Below are 17,075 nucleotides of genomic sequence, written 5' to 3'. Positions count from 1 at the left end.
TGCCTTTGTTTAAGTTTTTTAATTTTTTGGCTCTTTCAGCACTTCATCGTAGATTTCTACAGTATCGTACCGTTTGCCTGTTTCTGCGTCGTCAAAGAATGTGTCAGCTACCAGTGAGCGAACACCGTCAGTCGCATACACTTTTATTGGCACAAAGTCAGAGCCGCTGGTCTTCTTTTTAACAAAAACCCCCAGCTGTCCATTTTCCTTGGTGATGCTGCTGTTTTCGACAAGAAGCCCTCTCTCCTCATAAGTAACCAGTGTCACCGGACATGCACGCATCTGCATGTATTTTTCGTAGTAATTGCTGCATGCCAATATAACTCTGGTATGTTCGCCATCTACATCTGCTGTTACGCTGTGCACCTCTGCGTCTACAGTTCCATCTTCAAATTCGACTATGACATCTTGTCCGGTTTTGTAACGTGCCCCATGGTCTTTAGGTACGAAAGTCACGATATACCACTTAGTTCTATCAACAACTTTAAAAACCGGCTCTCCTCTTACAACTGTATCTCTTTGCAAGTTCTGCACGCTGTCCTGACTCAACTTGCTGTAGTAGCTATATCCGCCGTTTTTCATATTGTTCGGGCGAATACGTCTTTCGTAGCCATCGGCGTAATAGCTGATAACGCCGCCCTTTGTAGCCGCATAATCACTGGTGAGAATTGCATCGTCTCCCAGCCTGTCCACAATCTGCGAAAACTTATCATCAATTTCACCATCCGCCCCTCCGGTTATTTCCATCACTGTAGTGCCTTTGCGCACCAAGGTGCCGTTATCAATATACCGATTGGCGGTACCTGTTGTCCCTGCGGTATAAACCTGTTCGTTGCGAACCAGATATCCGGTCACCTCATCGGCGACCTTAAGCTCGCCGTATTCAACGATATAAGAAGACACCAGCGCCCCTGTTACTGATGGTACAATGTAGATAATCACATACAGCAAAATCAGCGCCAGCATAAATAATACAATTGGACTTTTTCTAATCTTTTTCATAAAAATATTTTACATCATTTCAGTATTTTTTCCAATACCTTTCGTTCATCTTTTGTCAAATCTTCACGGTTTCTCACAAATTTTTCAAATAAATCGGGACGAACTTCCTTTGTCAGCCGGAGCGCCTCTTCAAATCTCCACAAATCGATTAATTTGTGATTGCCGCTGAGTAAAATTTCCGGCACCTCCATGCCTCGATAGTCTCTCGGTTTGGTATACTGGGGATACTCTAAAAGCCCGCTGTAAATAGATTCTTCTGTTGCGGATCCTTCCCGTGGTAAAACACCCGGTACCAGTCTGGCGACAGAATCCATCAGCACCATAGCTGCCAGTTCCCCACCAGTCAGTACATAATCACCGATAGAAACCTCCTCCATCTGCCAGTAATCCAGCACCCGCTGGTCGACTCCCTCGTAATGACCGCAAAGGATGGTAATTTCTTTTTCAGCTGCAAGTTCTTCAATTTTTGTCTGATCCAGCACCTTGCCGCGAGGCGACATGTAGAGCAGCTTCTTTTTGTCTCTATCTTTATCTGCGTCGATATGTTCTAATGCGCCAAAGATGGGGTCTGCCAGCATCAGAAGCCCTGGACCTCCGCCGAAGGTATAATCATCTGCTTTCTTATGCTTATCCTGACTGAAATCACGGATATTGATGAACCGAAATTCCAAAATACCCTTTTCGCAGGCTCTTCCAAGTATGCTTCCCGTTACAGCAGAAAACATTTCAGGAAACAGCGTCAATACATTGATTTTCATTACGGAATCATCCCCTCTATCAGATGTACAGAAATAACGCCCTCTTTCAGATTCACTTCCTTGATGAACTCGCTGACCGCTGGAATCATAATCTGACCGCCGCCGGCAAGCTCCACCACGTAGACATCCTGACTAGAAGGCTGCAGAACGTCCTTCAGCTTTCCCAGCTGCTTCCCACTGTCCGCATCCTCTACTGCAAGGCCTATCAAATCTCTTATATAAAAGGTATTCTCCGGCAGCTCTAACAGGTCATCTTCTGTGATATAAACGTCCTTTGTCTTCAGCGATTCGGCTGCGTTTCTGTCGTTTATACCAGAAAGCTTCAAAATCACCATGTGCTGCTGATACCTGACTTTTTCAACTTCATATTCTTTATCATCGACGATAATTCGTGTCAATTCCTCGTAGCGCTCTTTGTAACCGGAGTAATTATAGACTTTAACTTCTCCGCGAAGCGCTACCGCATTAACGACACGTCCGATTTTAATTTTTTCCATTTTTCTCCTAATACTATTTCAGGCACATGAAAATACCTGACAGGTAAATCCATGTGCCCGATTTTGTCAGCAATATTATTCGTCTTCTGAAACGATTTCTACTACTACTTTCTTGTTCTGCTTTGTGGCGGCAGCCTTGACAACAGTGCGGAGCGCCTTGGCAATTCTTCCCTGTTTGCCAATAATTTTCCCCATATCATCAGCTGCAACCTGAAGCTGCAAAACACTGCCCTGATCGTCCTTTGTTTCTGTCACTACAACAGAATCCGGATGTTCAACCAGCGATTTTGCAATTGATTCAACTAATTTAGTCACGTCGTCTCACCGCTTTCTTATTCAATGATGCCAGACTTCTTAAACAGGCCTTTTACAACATCTGTAGGCTGCGCACCGTTGGATAACCAAGTCTTTGCTTTTTCATCATCGATTTTGATTGTAGGTGGCTCTGTCAGAGGATTGTAGTAACCGATTTCTTCGATAAATTTACCGTCTCTAGCTCTGCGAGAGTCAGCAACAACCACTCTATAGAAAGGTTTCTTGTGTGCACCCATTCTCTTTAATCTGATTTTTACCATTTTCTGTTCCTCCTTTTATGATAATTCTTTTGCTTTTATGTCAGAGTTTAAAATAAACCTCTAAATAACTTATTTTTCTTCATGGCTTTCGGGTTTGAAAGCTGTTTTACCATCTTCTTCATTTCTTCGTAACGCTTAATCAGGTTGTTAATCTTGCTAACCGGCTGTCCGCAGCCTGCTGCAATTCTCTTTCTCCTGCTGGCGTTTAAAATATTTGGATTCTGTCTTTCCTCAATCGTCATAGACTGTATGATGGCTTCCATCTGACGGAATTCCTTCTCACTTTCTTCAAGGTCCACGCCTTTCATCTGAGCTGCACTTACACCCGGCATCATCTCCAAGATTTTGCCAATGCCGCCCATATTTTTAACCTGCCCCATCTGATCCAGAAAATCCTCTAAGGTAAACTGATTTTTCTTCAGTCTCTCTTCCAGTTTCTCAGCTTTTTCCTGGTCAAAAGCCTGCTCTGCTTTCTCAATAAGTGAAAGCATATCACCCATACCCAGAATTCGGCTCGCCATTCGTTCCGGATGGAACGGCTCCAGCGCGTCGAATTTTTCGCCCACGCCCATGAACTTAATCGGCTTGCCGGTTACTTTCTTTGCAGAAAGGGCTGCACCACCGCGAGAATCGCCATCCATCTTGGTCATGACAATTCCATCTACACCCAGCTTTTCGTTAAAACCTTCAGCTACGTTAACTGCATCCTGACCGGTCAGCGCATCTACTACCAGTAAAATCTCATGAGGTTTCACTTCGCCTTTGATGTCCACAAGCTCATCCATCAGCGCCTGGTCAATCTGCAGACGACCTGCGGTATCGACAATGAGGACATCGAAACCTTTTTTTTCGGCCTCTTTCTTTGCTGCCAGCGCAATCTTTGCAGGTTCCTTACTGTCACGCATGGTGAATACCGGCGTATTCACTGATTTTCCTACAACCTCCAGCTGGTCGATTGCGGCCGGTCTGTAAATGTCACATGCACACATCATCGGTTTTTTACCATGCTGTTTCAGATAGTTTGCCAGTTTTCCGCAGGTGGTAGTTTTACCCGTACCTTGCAGACCAACCATCATGATGGTAGTAAAACCCGATGGCGAATAGGTCAGCTTGCTGCCGGTTCCTCCCATCAGTTCCACAAGTTCCTGATTGACTATCTTAATAATCTGCTGCGCCGGCGTAAGACTTTCCAGCACTTCGGTGCCCAGACACTTTTCTTTTACATCGTTTACGAAGCCTTTTACAACCTTGAAGTTGACATCTGCCTCCAGCAGCGCCAGCTTCACTTCCCGCATTGCATCGTTTATATCAGCTTCTGTCAGGACTCCCTTGCCCTTCAGCTTCTTAAACGCATTCTGTAATTTATCCGATAAACTCTCAAATGCCATTTCTTAAGCATCCTCCAAACTGTTAATAACAGACTTAATCTCTTCTAATTTTTCAACCAAATCCGTCTGCTTCCGATACTTCACTGTCAAGTCACAAATCATCTGGTCAATACGGACGATTACCTCGCTGGATCTCATAAATTTGCTAACCAGTCCCAGCTTATCCTCGTACTCTCTGAGGGATTTCTCCGCTGTCTTCAAGGAGTCGTAAACGGCAGCTCTCGATATGCCAAACTCCTCTGCAATCTCTGCTAATGAGAAATTTTCTTCATGATAAAGGCGCATTACATCCTGTTTGCGCTTTGTAAGAAGCTGTCCATAAAAATCATATAAAAGACTAGCTTCTGTAATCTTATCTATCATTCCTTCCCCTCTTTTTGAGATGAAAATCCAGTCAAATGTCAAGGCTGATTCCTTAACACCGTATTACTTTACCATATCAGGCACCGGGTGTCAAGGGTTTTTCCTTGACATTAAATTTTATTTTTTGCCCCTAGACATCTACATGCTGCAGTCTCTACGCCGCTGCGCCGAACCACAAGTCCAGCGTTCTTTCAATCATCAGAGAATCAATGTGATTCTCCGCATCGTCAAAGGTCAAAATCAGGTTTACACCTGGAACTATACCATCTCTAATATAGTCTGCAATACGAAAAAGCGCCTGTTTTAGATACTCCATATCTGTAATCAGTCCAAGGTGTTCCCAGTAGATGATTCTTCCTGTTCTCGGGTCTATAACTTTAAAGTCTGGTGCTTTCTTATACCCATTAATATATGTAACTTCTTCATAGCGATACTGCAGGCCTCGTGCTGCTACTGCATTGGCAATAATAACCTCTGATTTAGAGCGCACTTTATCGCCTTTTTTTGTAGAATTCAAAAGGTTCTCCGACCTGCTTGTTGACTTTACGTAAAACTCACTTCCCCATCTATCCAAGTTAAATACCCCCGCTGTATCAAAGCAAGACTGTGGCAAACTTTGATATGCCTTCGGAAACTGTTTCTGCAAAACATTGGGGTCAATGGACTGATAACCATTTAAAAACTTTTCCATCAAGGAAATATTAGACTCCATCGCCTGAATCGCTTTACGCAGGTAATACTTCTTCTGTAAAAGCTGCACCTGTGGATTTGTTTCCTTTCCCAAGTACACACTTCTCTTTTTTCCGCGGAAGTTAGTAACCTTCGTATAATACTTTACTCCGTTTCTCTCACTGGCATATAAAGAGCCTTTCGGCAATTTTTTCAACTGCTCTTTATACCGTTTCAATGTATTTTTTTGTAAATTCAAATCTCGCTTCACACATTCCTGACTATTAAACAGCACATTACAACACCTCTCTTTCAAAGAAAAAAATATTTTGCAGAACTCCTCCCTTTATTTTAGAAAAAAATGCAAAACAATTTCTTTAACTTCTTAAAATTCCTTTCTCAAATGATAAATACTGCTCCTGAGCTTTGACCACTTCTACTTTTTGCCAAGAAAGGACGAAGTTCTCGTCTTCTTAAAAGAAAAATCCCGATATAAATCAGTTATTAGTCAATTTAACATATCGATTTTCCTTTTTTTGATTCTTATTTTACTTTTTTCTGTAAAACGATTTTTAATTTCGAAAATGTATGCAACTCTATTCTCATTATACAGAATTCTGGCGCATTCTTCAACCATTTTTTTACATATTTTACATATTTTTTATCATCATCACATTCCGCTTGTTGACGCATACCCCAAACTACGTTATAATTTCTGTTAGACTAGAAGAGAAAGGATACTTCCCTTCATGATTTACGATTGTATTATTGTCGGAGCTGGCGCATCAGGCCTGTTCTGCAGTGCCGCTTTTCCCACTGAAATAAACGGCCTGATTTTAGAAAAGACAAAAAAGCCCGGCACCAAACTATTGATGAGCGGCGCTGGTCAGTGCAATATTACCCATAGCGGCTCCATCAAAAACTTTATTTCCATGTACGGAAAAAACGGCAGCAAAATCAGAAGCTGCCTTTATAAATACAATAACCTGCATCTGCAGGATTTTTTGTGTAAAAACGATGTGCCCACCTGGGAACGGGAAGATGGAAAAATCTTTCCAAAATCTATGAGAGCAAAAGACATTCGCGATATGCTGCTTCGCAAAGGCCGTGAAAACGGATTTTCTATCCTGTACAATTCATCGGTTACTTCTATTGTACAGCATAACAGTTTATGGCAGGTCTGCACAAATGCAGATTCTTACCTGTGTAAAAATCTGGTAATTGCTGCCGGTGGTTGCTCTTTCCCTCAAACCGGCTCTGATGGATCCATATTTAAAGTGTTGACAGAAAACCAAAAAGAAGATCAGCCGCGTCTTGATTTAGCACCCTTGCGCCCTGCTCTGACACCGGTCAATGTCGCTTCCTATCCCTACAGCAATTTATCTGGAATTTCCTTTAAAAATGCTGGTCTCTCCATCTGGCGAAATGGAAAGCTCTGTACGCGTGGAAACGGACCGCTGCTTTTCACTCATGAAAATTTTTCCGGTCCTTTAATTTTAAATTTTTCCAAAGTTATCACAAAAAACGACAAAATTGTGTTAAACTATTTATATCCAAGTGAAAAAACTGAGATTCTGGATAAAATAAATTATGTAATGCAAAACCGCAACAAACAGCTTATTAATTTGCTTGCAAATGAACTAAAGCTGCCAAAAAGTTTTTTGAAAGAGGTCATCGCTGTGACCTGTGAGAAACCCAAAGCCATTGCAGAAAAGCTTACTGCAGACACTTTTACAGTCACCTCGCCGGGAGGTTACCAAAAAGCCATGGTTACAGCAGGTGGCATTGCCCTTTCAGAAATAAACTGTAAAACCATGGAATGTAGCCGTTATCCAGGTCTTTTTATCATAGGAGAAGTCCTTGATATCGACGGTGCAACAGGAGGCTACAACTTACAATTCGCTTATTCCTCCGCCTGCGCCGCTTCTTGCGAGATTTTAAATAAAATTTAGCCAAAAGGAGAACAAAATGCCAACAGTAAAAAATCGACGTTTCAAATCCATTTATATAATACTTATCATTTCCCTTGTGCTGTCCTGTATCCCTGGCAGCGCTTTTGCGGTTATGAAAGAAGTAGGTAGTCCTTCTTCTGTTACTACCTTCAATTCCAGTGAGGCGATGACAAACGACTACTGCAAAGCAACAGTCAAAGGAAAAACTATGACCATTCAGCTGCGAACAATGATTCCGACCTACGAGTTCCGCCTTGCACTCTACGGTGTAGTTCCTAAGACGGGCTACACTGATTTGGACATCTATATTCCTGCTGAATATATCGAACATACTTCCTCCGGCAATGCCGTATACGGCTTCAAATACACCCTAAACTTTGAGAATAAAGACATTGCAGACGGGCAGTATTTCCTTTATATTTCCAGAATTGAAACGCCGCAGGATACCTATGAAACCGCTCCAAACAGCGGTGGACTCTACAAAAATTTGGTCTTCAAACTTACAAAAGATACGCCAAAAATTCTGAAATACAATGATGTCATCACAGAAAATAAACGTGTTCGCGCCATCGGTGAAGACTACGATCCTGCCTGGTATCTGGATGAATATCTGGAAGACATTCGCTTTACCCTTAAAATTCCAGAAACTACTATTTATAAAGACATGACTCCAAGTAAGGTCGACTTCATGCATAGAATGAGCAACCAGATTACTGCAGGCGCATACAATGATTACGACAAACTTCTGAAAATTTATGAATATGTGGCACGAGAATTCTACTATGATTCGGTAGCGTTCTCTACTCATTCTTATCAGTACGCAAATCCATACGATAATTTATACAATCACGTTTACAAAATTCCAAGCGAAAACAGCGACAGCCTCGGACGAGTAGCGACAACCTGTCAGGGATATTCTGCGATTTTTCTTTCTTTAGCAAGAGCGCAGGGGATTCCCACCAGATTTGTCTACGGACACCGAGCAACCTCACCAATTAATAATTGGCAAACTGAAGCAAATATAGGGGTCAAAGACCATTGGTGGGTAGAAAGTTATGTAAACGGCAGATGGATTTTTATTGATCCGACTATTGGCACCAACAACAAGTACAACAAAACCACAGGTGTATGGCAATACTTTGGTCTGAACAACTACACTTACTTCGATCCTAGCAATGAACAAATTGCAGTGTCTCACATCTACCATAATATCTATCCCGATAAAAGATTCGGTTATATGATTAGCGACGAGACAGAGATGGACAAACTGACTGCATTCCTTAATGCCGCCTCAGATGGCAAAAAAAATGGCACTATCATGAACTCTGCATATACACCGTCTGATACCACCACCTGGGGAGACGGCACCAAATCTCATTTTATGACCGATGGTTACGGTAAAACTACACAGATTCAGTGGAGTAACAAAGGTTTTACCGGAGAAATAGACCTTTCGGGATTTAAGAAACTGAAGCTTCTCTCCATGCACGATAACAAACTGGAGAGTGCCGATCTGAGCAACTGCACCAGTCTGGAAAACGTATACCTTTACGGAAATAAACTGACTTCAGTCAATCTTGAAAATGTAAAGAATCTGCAGCTTGCCAGCATCACCACAAACAATGCGCTGAAAGATGCCACCATTTATGCCAATGGAAGAAATGTATACATCCACGCGGCCAGCAACGGCGCATTCCAGATACGCTATGACAACACACAAAGCAAAAAACTAGAGGTCAGATACAAACCGAATATTGGCTACAAGGTAAACGGACTTTACAACGGCAGCGGTAAAAAAGTCTCTTCTTCCCAGACCAAATATCTGATGAACCCCGGCTCTCGCACCTACGAGCTAAAATTTGCTCTCGATCCGAACAGCTACCGCTATCAACTTTATACTGGCAGAAACAGCAGCACGATTAGACCTTACACAATGGCTGCCCAAAAACGCTTGACAGCACTAGGGTATTACAACGGTGAAATCGACGGTATCTTCGATGATGAATTGGCAGAGATTACGAAAGTTTTCCAACATGTTAATGCAGTCTCTTCTGTAAATGGAACCATTGACCGTGCGACCTGGAGTATTCTCTTCAGTACGAAAGCAATCAAAAAACCATCCGATGAAGATATCACTAAAATTATCGATATCCACAATCAAAGTGTAAGTGGTGATATCACCTCTGATAAAGAAAAAGTCGTTCTGACGTGGGAGCTTGATAGTCCGCAGATTACCATGCCGACAGGCTATCAAGTATGGAAATCAACAAAGAAAACCAGCGGCTTTAGGAAAATCGGTTCTACAAAGAACTTCAAGTTCACCAACAAAGCTGGTCTAAAGGCAAATACGACCTACTATTACAAGGTTAGAGGCTACAAAACCATCAATGGTAAGATCTACTACACCAAATGGACTCAGCTGAAAGTAACGACGCCGAAAGCGCCCAAAAAAACAGAATCAAAAAAATCCGAAGATAATTAACTTAAAAGAGCCGGGCACACGCCCGGCTCTTTTATTAAAGATTCAATGAAACTCTTCGCAGTCATCTAAATCGATTGGAACTATAATATTCGCAGCATCTTCAAGGTGTTCTTCGGCTACGTAAAGGTCAATACCACGTGCACTGTTAATACCCATGACAATCTCCACGTAGTTTCCACCGCCTTCATACCTGCGAATGCAAACTATCTCTTCACTGCGAAGCTTGGACTCCAGAAGGTCTGCTTCCAGATTATCCTCAGCGGTGCAAAGATATACGCCGCCTCTCCATGTATCGCTTATATCTTTTTTATACATGATTAAATCGCCTTCGTTTTAATTTCTTCTACCAGCTTTGCAACAAATTCATCAGCGGCCATCTCGCCCAGATCACCCACCTTGGTGGAGCGAACAGATAAGCTGCCAGCTTCTGCTTCTCTCTCGCCAATGACGCAGATATAGGAAACTCTCTCGTTTCTGGCTTCTCTCAGCTTATAGCCAATTTTTTCGTTTCTGAGATCGAGTTCTACACGCAGACCCGCTTCCTCACACTTTGCGGCGATTTCTTTTGCATAATCAGAAAAGGCTTCTGCTACTGTCAAAAGTTTTACCTGCACTGGCGCAAGCCACAGCGGGAATTTTCCAGCAAAGTGTTCAGTTAAAATACCGATGAAACGCTCGATAGAGCCAAAGATGACTCTGTGGATCATAATCGGTCTGTGTTTTTCATTGTCGGAACCTACGTAAGTCAGGTCGAATCTCTGCGGCAGCTGCATATCTAACTGAATAGTACCGCACTGCCAGGTTCTTCCAATTGAATCTTCCAGATGGAAATCCAACTTCGGACCATAAAATGCACCGTCTCCTTCATTGACTACGTATGGCACGCCAACCTCTGCAATCGCCTCACGAAGCGCATCTTCCGCAGTCGCCCATTCCTCATCGGTTCCCATAGAATCCTCGGGACGAGTAGATAATTCTACGTGATATTTGAAACCGAACATACTGTAAATATCATCAATAAACTTTGCAACGCCTACGATTTCATCCTTTACCTGTTCTGGCAGCATGAAAATGTGGGAATCGTCCTGTGTAAAGGTACGTACGCGCATCAATCCGTGCAGCGCACCGGAAAGTTCGTGTCTGTGCACCTGACCCAGTTCTCCCATTCTAATCGGGAAATCTCTGTAGGACCACATTTTTCTCTTATAGCAAAGCAAGGAACCCGGACAGTTCATCGGCTTAATCGCATAATCCTGCTCATCAATCTTAGTAAAGTACATATTATCTTTATAGTGATCCCAGTGACCGGAAGTTCTCCACAGCTGTTCATTTAAGATCAGCGGTGTCTTGATTTCTACATAGCCTCTCTTGCGATGTTCTGCACGCCAGAAATTTTCCAGCTCGTTTCTGATGATCATGCCCTTTGGCATGAAGAACGGAAATCCCGGACCTTCCTCAAAGAGGGCGAATAAATCCATCTCTTTTCCAATTTTTCTATGGTCTCTCTTCTTTGCCTCTTCCAGTCTGTTGATGTATTCGTCCAGTTCTTCCTGCGTCGGGAAACAAGTTCCGTAAATTCTCTGCAGCATTTTGTTGTGCTCATCACCTCGCCAGTAGGCACCTGCCACGCTCATCAGCTTCACAGCTTTGATCTGACCGGTGGACTCCATATGTGGTCCTGCACAAAGGTCGACAAAGTCGCCCTGCTGATAGAAGGAGATTACCTCATCTTCCGGTAAATCCTGAATCAGTTCTACCTTGTAGTCCTCATCTCTATCTGCCATATACTTAATAGCTTCTTCTCTAGGAAGCTCAAATCTTTCCAGCTTGTAGTTAGCCTGAATGACTTTTTTCATCTCTTTTTGGATTTTTAAAAGATCTTGATCATTGAGTTTATGTTCCATGTCAAAGTCATAGTAAAATCCATTGTCAATAGCAGGTCCAATTGCCAGCTTTGCATCAGGCCATAGTTTTTTCACTGCCTGTGCCATGATGTGAGATGTCGTATGTCTATACCGAAGCTTGATCTCTTCGTCTTCAAAATTAATTTTCTCTTTTGCCATTTCTCTATCCTTCTTTCTATATATCATTTATGATTGTGAACTGTCTGTACCCGGATCCGGCATCGGCGTCGGCGTCGGCTCTGGTTCTGGCGTTGGCTCAGGATCCGGTGTCGGTTCCGGCTCTGGCGTTGGCTCAGGATCCGGTGTCGGTTCCGGCTCTGGATCTGGTTTCGGTTTCTGTGACGGCTTTGGATTCGGCGTTGTCGCAGGTTCTGGATCCGGTTCCTGTGAAGCACCGCCTGTATCAATCGGTTTCTGGTTGGTTACAGATGAACTGATATTGCTGATAATTGTAGCACTGATATTCTCTACTGTATCTGACGGTACATAATCCTGCTGATTGAACATCTCCTGATGCAGCTTTGTGGTATTTTCCGCCAGATTATCCGGGAAAACATAGGATATACCGTTCAGCAATCCGCCCGTCACATTATATGGCCATCCCGCACCACTTTTGATGTTAAAGTTTGCAAGACGCATAGCAAGTCCCAACATATCGTTGTTGGAAAGATTGGTCTGCACCTGCGGCAGCATCATATCCAAAAGATCGTCAAGCTTGCCGATATTCATTGTCTTTAATTTCTCAAAGACTTTGGTCAGAACAATTCTCATGCGTTCTGTACGCTTATAGTCATCACCCACACCTTTACGTATTCTTCCGTAAGAAACAGCCTGCACCCCTTCAATGGTCTGCTCACCAGCGCTTTCTACCAGTTTATAGGTCTTCTGACCAATATTATTAGCAGTCTGTACCGTGTATTTATTGAGCTGCTGAATTTCCTCTTCCTGCACATCTACGGTAATGCCTCCCACAGCATTTACAAGGTCGGATACAGCCTTAAAGTTCACGACAACAAACTTGCTGATATTCATATCCATAGCCTGATTCAGAGACTGAATCATCATAGCAGGTCCGCCAATTCTGTTGGCGTCTGTAATTTTTCCGTAAGTATCTGTATTGCCAAACTTCAGGTAAGTATCACGATATACACTCATCAGTTTAACTTCACCAGTTTCTTCCTTTATGCTGAGAATCATAATCGCATCCGCGCCAGAGCCTTGAATATCTTCCATATCCCGGCTGTCGACTCCCAACAGCAGAATGTTGATGTAGCCATCCACATCTACGCAGGACAATTCTTTCTCATCAAGTTTTACGCGGTCAATTTTGTCCAGCTTTGAGACGACATAGCCTGCTACACATGATACAGTAACAAGTATCACGATTAATGCGATAAAAATCGCTTTCTGCCAGCCCTTTAGCCTTCCAAACCATCTTCCGAACTTTTTGAAAATATTTCCTTCGTATTTGTTGTTATGCGAAAATATTTCATTTTTGCGTCTTGCCATGTTCCATCACTCCTTTTCAACCTAATACCTTTTTACTCTCTTTCGCCAAACGTGCTTCTCTTGCTTTCTGCAGATAATCCTCATAAAAGGCGATAGCTTCATCAATTTCACCATCAAAAGTGATTTTCCCCTTTCGCAGGACAATCCCTCTTTTGCAGAAATTCTTCGCAACGTTGGTGGAGTGGGTTACAAATAGAAATGTTGCACCGCTTTCAACAATTTCATTGATTTTTTGATTGCACTTCTGTCTAAAGTCCTTATCTCCTACACTAAGCGCCTCATCTACAATGAGAATTTCGGGCTTAATGTTGGCATTTATCGCAAACCCCAGCCTGGCTTTCATACCGCTGGAGTAAGTACGGACAGGCTGGTCGATATAATCTTCCAAATCTGCAAACTCAACGATTTCAGGTTCCAGCGCCTTGATTTCTTCCTGTGGAATGCCCAAAAGCTGACCTCGAAAGTAAATGTTTTCTCTTCCGGTGAATTCTGGGTCAAAACCCGCTGTCAATTCGAGCAGCGCACTGACCCTGCCGCTAACCTTAATTGTACCTTTGGTCGGATAAGTCACCCCGGTAATCATTTTGAGCAAGGTAGACTTTCCAGCGCCATTTCGCCCAAACAGCGCCACAGATTCTCCCTTTTCTATAGTAAAAGTTACATCGTCAGTCGCTTTTTTCAGCGTGGGCTTGATTCTCTTATTAAAGACGGCGCGAAACCGCTGTTTATCATTTTTATATAACTTATATACTTTCGATACGTTTTTAAACGAAATAGCCGTTTTGTTTTCCATATAAACTTCCTTTTCTTCTAGAGCACGTCCGGAATGTCCTTACGCAGCCTTCTGTATGCCCAAACTGCCAAAATGCACATCACCAGATACACAATGCCAAAATTAATCAGCTCCTGTGGATTTTCCCAGAACCACTGCTTGTAGATAAAGCAGTTTCTGTAACCGTTTGCAACCAGCGTAATCGGGTTAAACAGCAGGATATTCTTAATCCAGGTCTGGTCAATGCTGTTGGCATCATAGAGAATACCCGACAGCCAAAACAGCGCTGTCGTCAGTGCTTTCACCAGATTGAGAAAATCTCTGCTCATGGCACCGAGCACACCCGAAAAGAGCCCCCAGGCAGTAAAAAACAGGAACATCATCAGCATATAAAACGGCAGCTGTAGAGTGTAAATATCCGGCAGATAGCCAAATCCCGCAAAGATGGCAAAGACGATTACCATCAGCGCCAAATGCACCACAAAGAAGGACATACTTACAAAGGTCGGGATGGTGCAAATCGGATACTTAATTTTCGTAATCAAATATTTGTAGCGCCGCATCGAAGATGCCCCGCCGCTAATCATATCCCGCATATAAAACCACGGAATCATGCCCGCAATCAGCCATAGAAAAAAGGGATATCCTTCCACAGGATTTCCGTGTCTCAGCCCAATGGAAAAAGCAAACCAGAAAACAAAGATGGTGATGGCAGGTCTGATAATCGCCCATGCCCAGCCCAATGCTGCGCCTTTATAGGTTTTTATAATGTCCGACTTCGCCAGCTTGAAAATTTGCTTTCTGTAGTCGATATGTTCTTTTAAAATTTTCTTTACTGTTTTCACGTAGAATCCTCTCTATGGCACTGCTTATCTCTTTGGAAGTTTCACAAGCTTATGTCCCCTAGATACATCATAGCCATATTTCTTCTTTTTTTGCTCCAGCTTGTACAGCAGATAGTCTATGGTCTGCGGCGTGTATTTTTCGATAGCCGGATAGTCAGGGAAACGGTTAATTTCCGGGAACTTCAAACCGTCTTCAGTAAGCGCCAGGTCAAAACCAAACCATTCCAGCTGCGGGATATTACGTGCCACATTCAAAACATCAGCCTTTACCTTTTCCCAGTTTGGCAGATAGCCTTCAATGCGCACACCTGTATCTGGATGATTCAGACACGGCTTGATTTCATTGGCCTCAATAATCTTTGCATCATAGAACCTTCCGGTTTCAATGTCAATTTTAGCAAACATGCCGCCAGCACCCATATTGTCTACAGCGCCAGTACGCTTGGAGCCAAAACGCATGTACGCATTACCGATCACAGGATTCTTGCCGTCTTTTTTAAAGACAATCATACGAATAGTATTTACCGCGCCGTCATAGATGCGCTTAATCTCATGGTGCATATTGATATATTCTGTAACCAGATACTGATTCTTTACATCTTCTAAAATATTGAGCACGTCCTGTGCCGAAGCCTCTTCATGGTTCAGAAAATACTTTCCGTCCTCATAAGAGAACTTATAGAATCCGTCTCCGTGAGAGCCCTCATCCGGCTTTAGCGCAAGCGCGCCTTTCAGTTCTACCAGCTTGAAAATATCCTCATATGTATTTCCAAAGCCTTCCGGACAGTCCATCATCGGAATCACTTTATTGTTTCCGTTTTTCAGACTGATGTGATAGTAATACTCAGGGAAACAACTGTTATACTCGGAGCAGATATACTTGACCGTAATCTTGTCCTCCATCCAGTGTCTGTATTTATTGTTGATGTGGCGCAGCCACTTATATTCAAAATCAGCGATATAGTTTAGATGATTTTCTTCTGTGATACCATACTGGTGCAGGCGATAAGACAGAAAACCGTGCTTTGCTGCCCAAATCTTTTCCTTCAAAGTGGTATCCTTGTTAGTCAAAAAATCCTTCTTCAGATCCTGAAACCATCTGATAGACAGGTAAGGTTTCAGACCGTCCGGGAAGAACATCTTCGCATATCTTGCTCTCACTTTCAGCTTAATCTTCTTGCAGGCTCTTCTAAGACGAATGCCTTTTCTGCTGTAAGCAGCTCTCTTCTGTTGCGCTTTATATTTCAAATAGTCGGAAGTTTTCTTGCTGAACGGCACGATGCGCGGATAAGGTGGGTGATTAATCATCTTCATAATCTTAAATCCGCCTTCGCAAATTGCAATTTCCAGTCCGAAAAACTCCAGTTGTGGTACAAATCTGCAAATGCTGTCTACAGTCTCTGCGATATCTGTCCAGAAAGGGATTTCTTTCGCTATATCACAGTCATTATTTGGGTTTTTTGTTCTCGGTGTTTTCTTTCCAGCCCTGATGCTGACCGCATCACTGACTTTACCAGTAATAGAATTTACATATGCATAAATCTTATCAAATTCCTCGCTCAGTTCCTCAGGCGCTTCGTCTTCTTCGTTTAAGTCGTCACTTTCGCTTAGCTTATCAGGAAGCGGATTTTTCATCAGTTCCAAACGCTCATAGGAAATATAGGAATCACCGATGACCGGATTATCACCCTGATCATTAAAGATAACCAGATTCAGTCTGGCGCCGGTAAAAGCCGGACTTGCCTCAACATCTTCGGTAATTACGATAACAGCATTGTAAGAGGAAAGCTTGCGAATCATTCTTTCCTCAGAACATGCCTCCTCATCAAAATAGTAGGTCCCATTTTCGTAAGACAGTCTGCTGCTCTTGCTGCCTTTTGAAAGACGCGCCCGCAGCGCCCCTTTTTCTCTAATCATAGCGAGCACATCGTCAAAGGTGTTTCCCGCTTCAAAGTCATAAAGAGGAATAATTTCTGTCTCTGTATATCGCTTATAGATCTGATAATAGCACTTCGGCATAACATCCCGATACGGTTTAAAAATCGCATTGATGGTCACCTTATCGGTAATCCACTTGCTGTATCCGCCGTTTAATGGACGCAGAAAAGCATACTCCTTAGCAGAAATCGTATCTCTATAATTATCTTCGTTGAGCCCAAGGCCTTCTACCTGTTCCGGCATAAAACCTCGCTTAATTGCCCATCTGCTCTGTGCAAAGGAGTATTCTGATTTCTTAAAATAGCTTCTATATACACCTCGTACCCATCTTCTGGCTTCCTTTCCGGTAAAGCCTCTGGAAGTCGGTCCCAGCGCCAGCGCATTTACCACTGATTTCTTCACACCTTTTACAAAGCCCATG

The 17,075-nt window shown here is 42.9% G+C and carries 16 protein-coding genes; 2 read left to right on the top strand and 14 right to left on the bottom strand.

Translation table 11 applies throughout. The features are described 5' to 3' along the window. Positions 1–18: 18 nt before the first annotated feature. The 8 genes from V1225_RS07695 to V1225_RS07660 all read right to left on the bottom strand — a co-directional run bounded on the left by V1225_RS07695 (position 19) and on the right by V1225_RS07660 (position 5,547). Positions 19–1,002 carry an HlyD family efflux transporter periplasmic adaptor subunit gene (locus V1225_RS07695; protein ID WP_160201250.1) on the bottom strand — a complete coding sequence of 328 codons (984 nt, stop codon included), beginning with the start codon at positions 1,000–1,002 and terminating at the stop codon, positions 19–21. 14 nt (positions 1,003–1,016) lie between these two features. Continuing rightward, positions 1,017–1,760, bottom strand: coding sequence for a tRNA (guanosine(37)-N1)-methyltransferase TrmD (gene trmD / locus V1225_RS07690; protein WP_160201251.1), 744 nt, complete (start codon positions 1,758–1,760; stop codon positions 1,017–1,019). Continuing rightward, positions 1,760–2,257, bottom strand: coding sequence for a ribosome maturation factor RimM (gene rimM / locus V1225_RS07685; protein WP_338545971.1), 498 nt, complete (start codon positions 2,255–2,257; stop codon positions 1,760–1,762). The genes trmD and rimM overlap by 1 nt, the downstream gene beginning before the upstream one ends. Before the next feature lie 75 nt (positions 2,258–2,332). Continuing rightward, entirely contained in the window at positions 2,333–2,572 is a 240-nt protein-coding gene (locus tag V1225_RS07680; RefSeq protein WP_160201253.1) for a KH domain-containing protein, read from the bottom strand. A 17-nt stretch (positions 2,573–2,589) separates the two neighbouring features. Then, positions 2,590–2,832 (bottom strand): 30S ribosomal protein S16, encoded by a 243-nt coding sequence (gene rpsP, locus V1225_RS07675; RefSeq protein WP_160201254.1) that lies wholly within the window; start codon positions 2,830–2,832, stop codon positions 2,590–2,592. A gap of 47 nt (positions 2,833–2,879) precedes the next feature. Then, on the bottom strand, positions 2,880–4,220 hold the full coding sequence (gene ffh / locus V1225_RS07670) for a signal recognition particle protein (protein WP_160201255.1): 1,341 nt from the start codon (positions 4,218–4,220) through the stop codon (positions 2,880–2,882). A 3-nt stretch (positions 4,221–4,223) separates the two neighbouring features. Continuing rightward, positions 4,224–4,583: a YlxM family DNA-binding protein gene (ylxM, locus tag V1225_RS07665; protein ID WP_338545969.1), complete on the bottom strand. Its 360-nt coding sequence runs from the start codon at positions 4,581–4,583 to the stop codon at positions 4,224–4,226. 154 nt (positions 4,584–4,737) lie between these two features. After that, entirely contained in the window at positions 4,738–5,547 is an 810-nt protein-coding gene (locus V1225_RS07660; protein ID WP_160201256.1) for a hypothetical protein, read from the bottom strand. 454 nt (positions 5,548–6,001) lie between these two features. On the opposite strand from V1225_RS07660, the gene V1225_RS07655 reads away from it, so the two are divergent. Both V1225_RS07655 and V1225_RS07650 read left to right on the top strand, forming a co-directional pair. Next, on the top strand, positions 6,002–7,204 hold the full coding sequence (locus V1225_RS07655; protein WP_251612561.1) for an aminoacetone oxidase family FAD-binding enzyme: 1,203 nt from the start codon (positions 6,002–6,004) through the stop codon (positions 7,202–7,204). A 16-nt stretch (positions 7,205–7,220) separates the two neighbouring features. Further along, a complete protein-coding gene (locus V1225_RS07650) occupies positions 7,221–9,686 on the top strand; it encodes a transglutaminase domain-containing protein (RefSeq protein ID WP_251612564.1) in 2,466 nt (821 codons plus the stop codon). Between the two features lie 42 nt (positions 9,687–9,728). Here V1225_RS07650 and V1225_RS07645 read toward each other — a convergent pair whose 3' ends face one another. From V1225_RS07645 to V1225_RS07620, 6 genes are read right to left on the bottom strand one after another with little or no spacing between them, the layout of a single operon-like run. Further along, positions 9,729–10,001, bottom strand: coding sequence for a DUF2007 domain-containing protein (locus tag V1225_RS07645; protein WP_251612566.1), 273 nt, complete (start codon positions 9,999–10,001; stop codon positions 9,729–9,731). Between the two features lie 2 nt (positions 10,002–10,003). Continuing rightward, positions 10,004–11,749, bottom strand: a complete 1,746-nt coding sequence (gene thrS / locus V1225_RS07640) for a threonine--tRNA ligase (protein ID WP_307726225.1) — start codon at positions 11,747–11,749, stop codon at positions 10,004–10,006. 27 nt (positions 11,750–11,776) lie between these two features. After that, complete coding sequence (locus V1225_RS07635) at positions 11,777–13,099, bottom strand: LCP family protein (RefSeq protein ID WP_251612568.1); 1,323 nt, start codon at positions 13,097–13,099, stop codon at positions 11,777–11,779. Between the two features lie 16 nt (positions 13,100–13,115). After that, the gene (locus tag V1225_RS07630; protein ID WP_251612570.1) at positions 13,116–13,892 is read right to left on the bottom strand and encodes an ABC transporter ATP-binding protein; all 777 of its coding nucleotides are present in this window, start codon (positions 13,890–13,892) and stop codon (positions 13,116–13,118) included. A 17-nt stretch (positions 13,893–13,909) separates the two neighbouring features. Further along, on the bottom strand, positions 13,910–14,716 hold the full coding sequence (locus V1225_RS07625; protein ID WP_251612573.1) for an ABC transporter permease: 807 nt from the start codon (positions 14,714–14,716) through the stop codon (positions 13,910–13,912). Positions 14,717–14,740: 24 nt separating this feature from the next. Next, a complete protein-coding gene (locus V1225_RS07620; RefSeq protein ID WP_251630212.1) occupies positions 14,741–17,074 on the bottom strand; it encodes a sugar-transfer associated ATP-grasp domain-containing protein in 2,334 nt (777 codons plus the stop codon). Position 17,075: the final 1 nt, after the last annotated feature.

The organism is Emergencia sp. JLR.KK010, assembly GCF_037018265.1.
In the GTDB taxonomy this organism is placed as follows: Bacteria; Bacillota; Clostridia; order Peptostreptococcales; family Anaerovoracaceae; genus Senimuribacter; species Senimuribacter intestinalis.
This window is presented reverse-complemented; position numbering and strand designations above follow the sequence as displayed.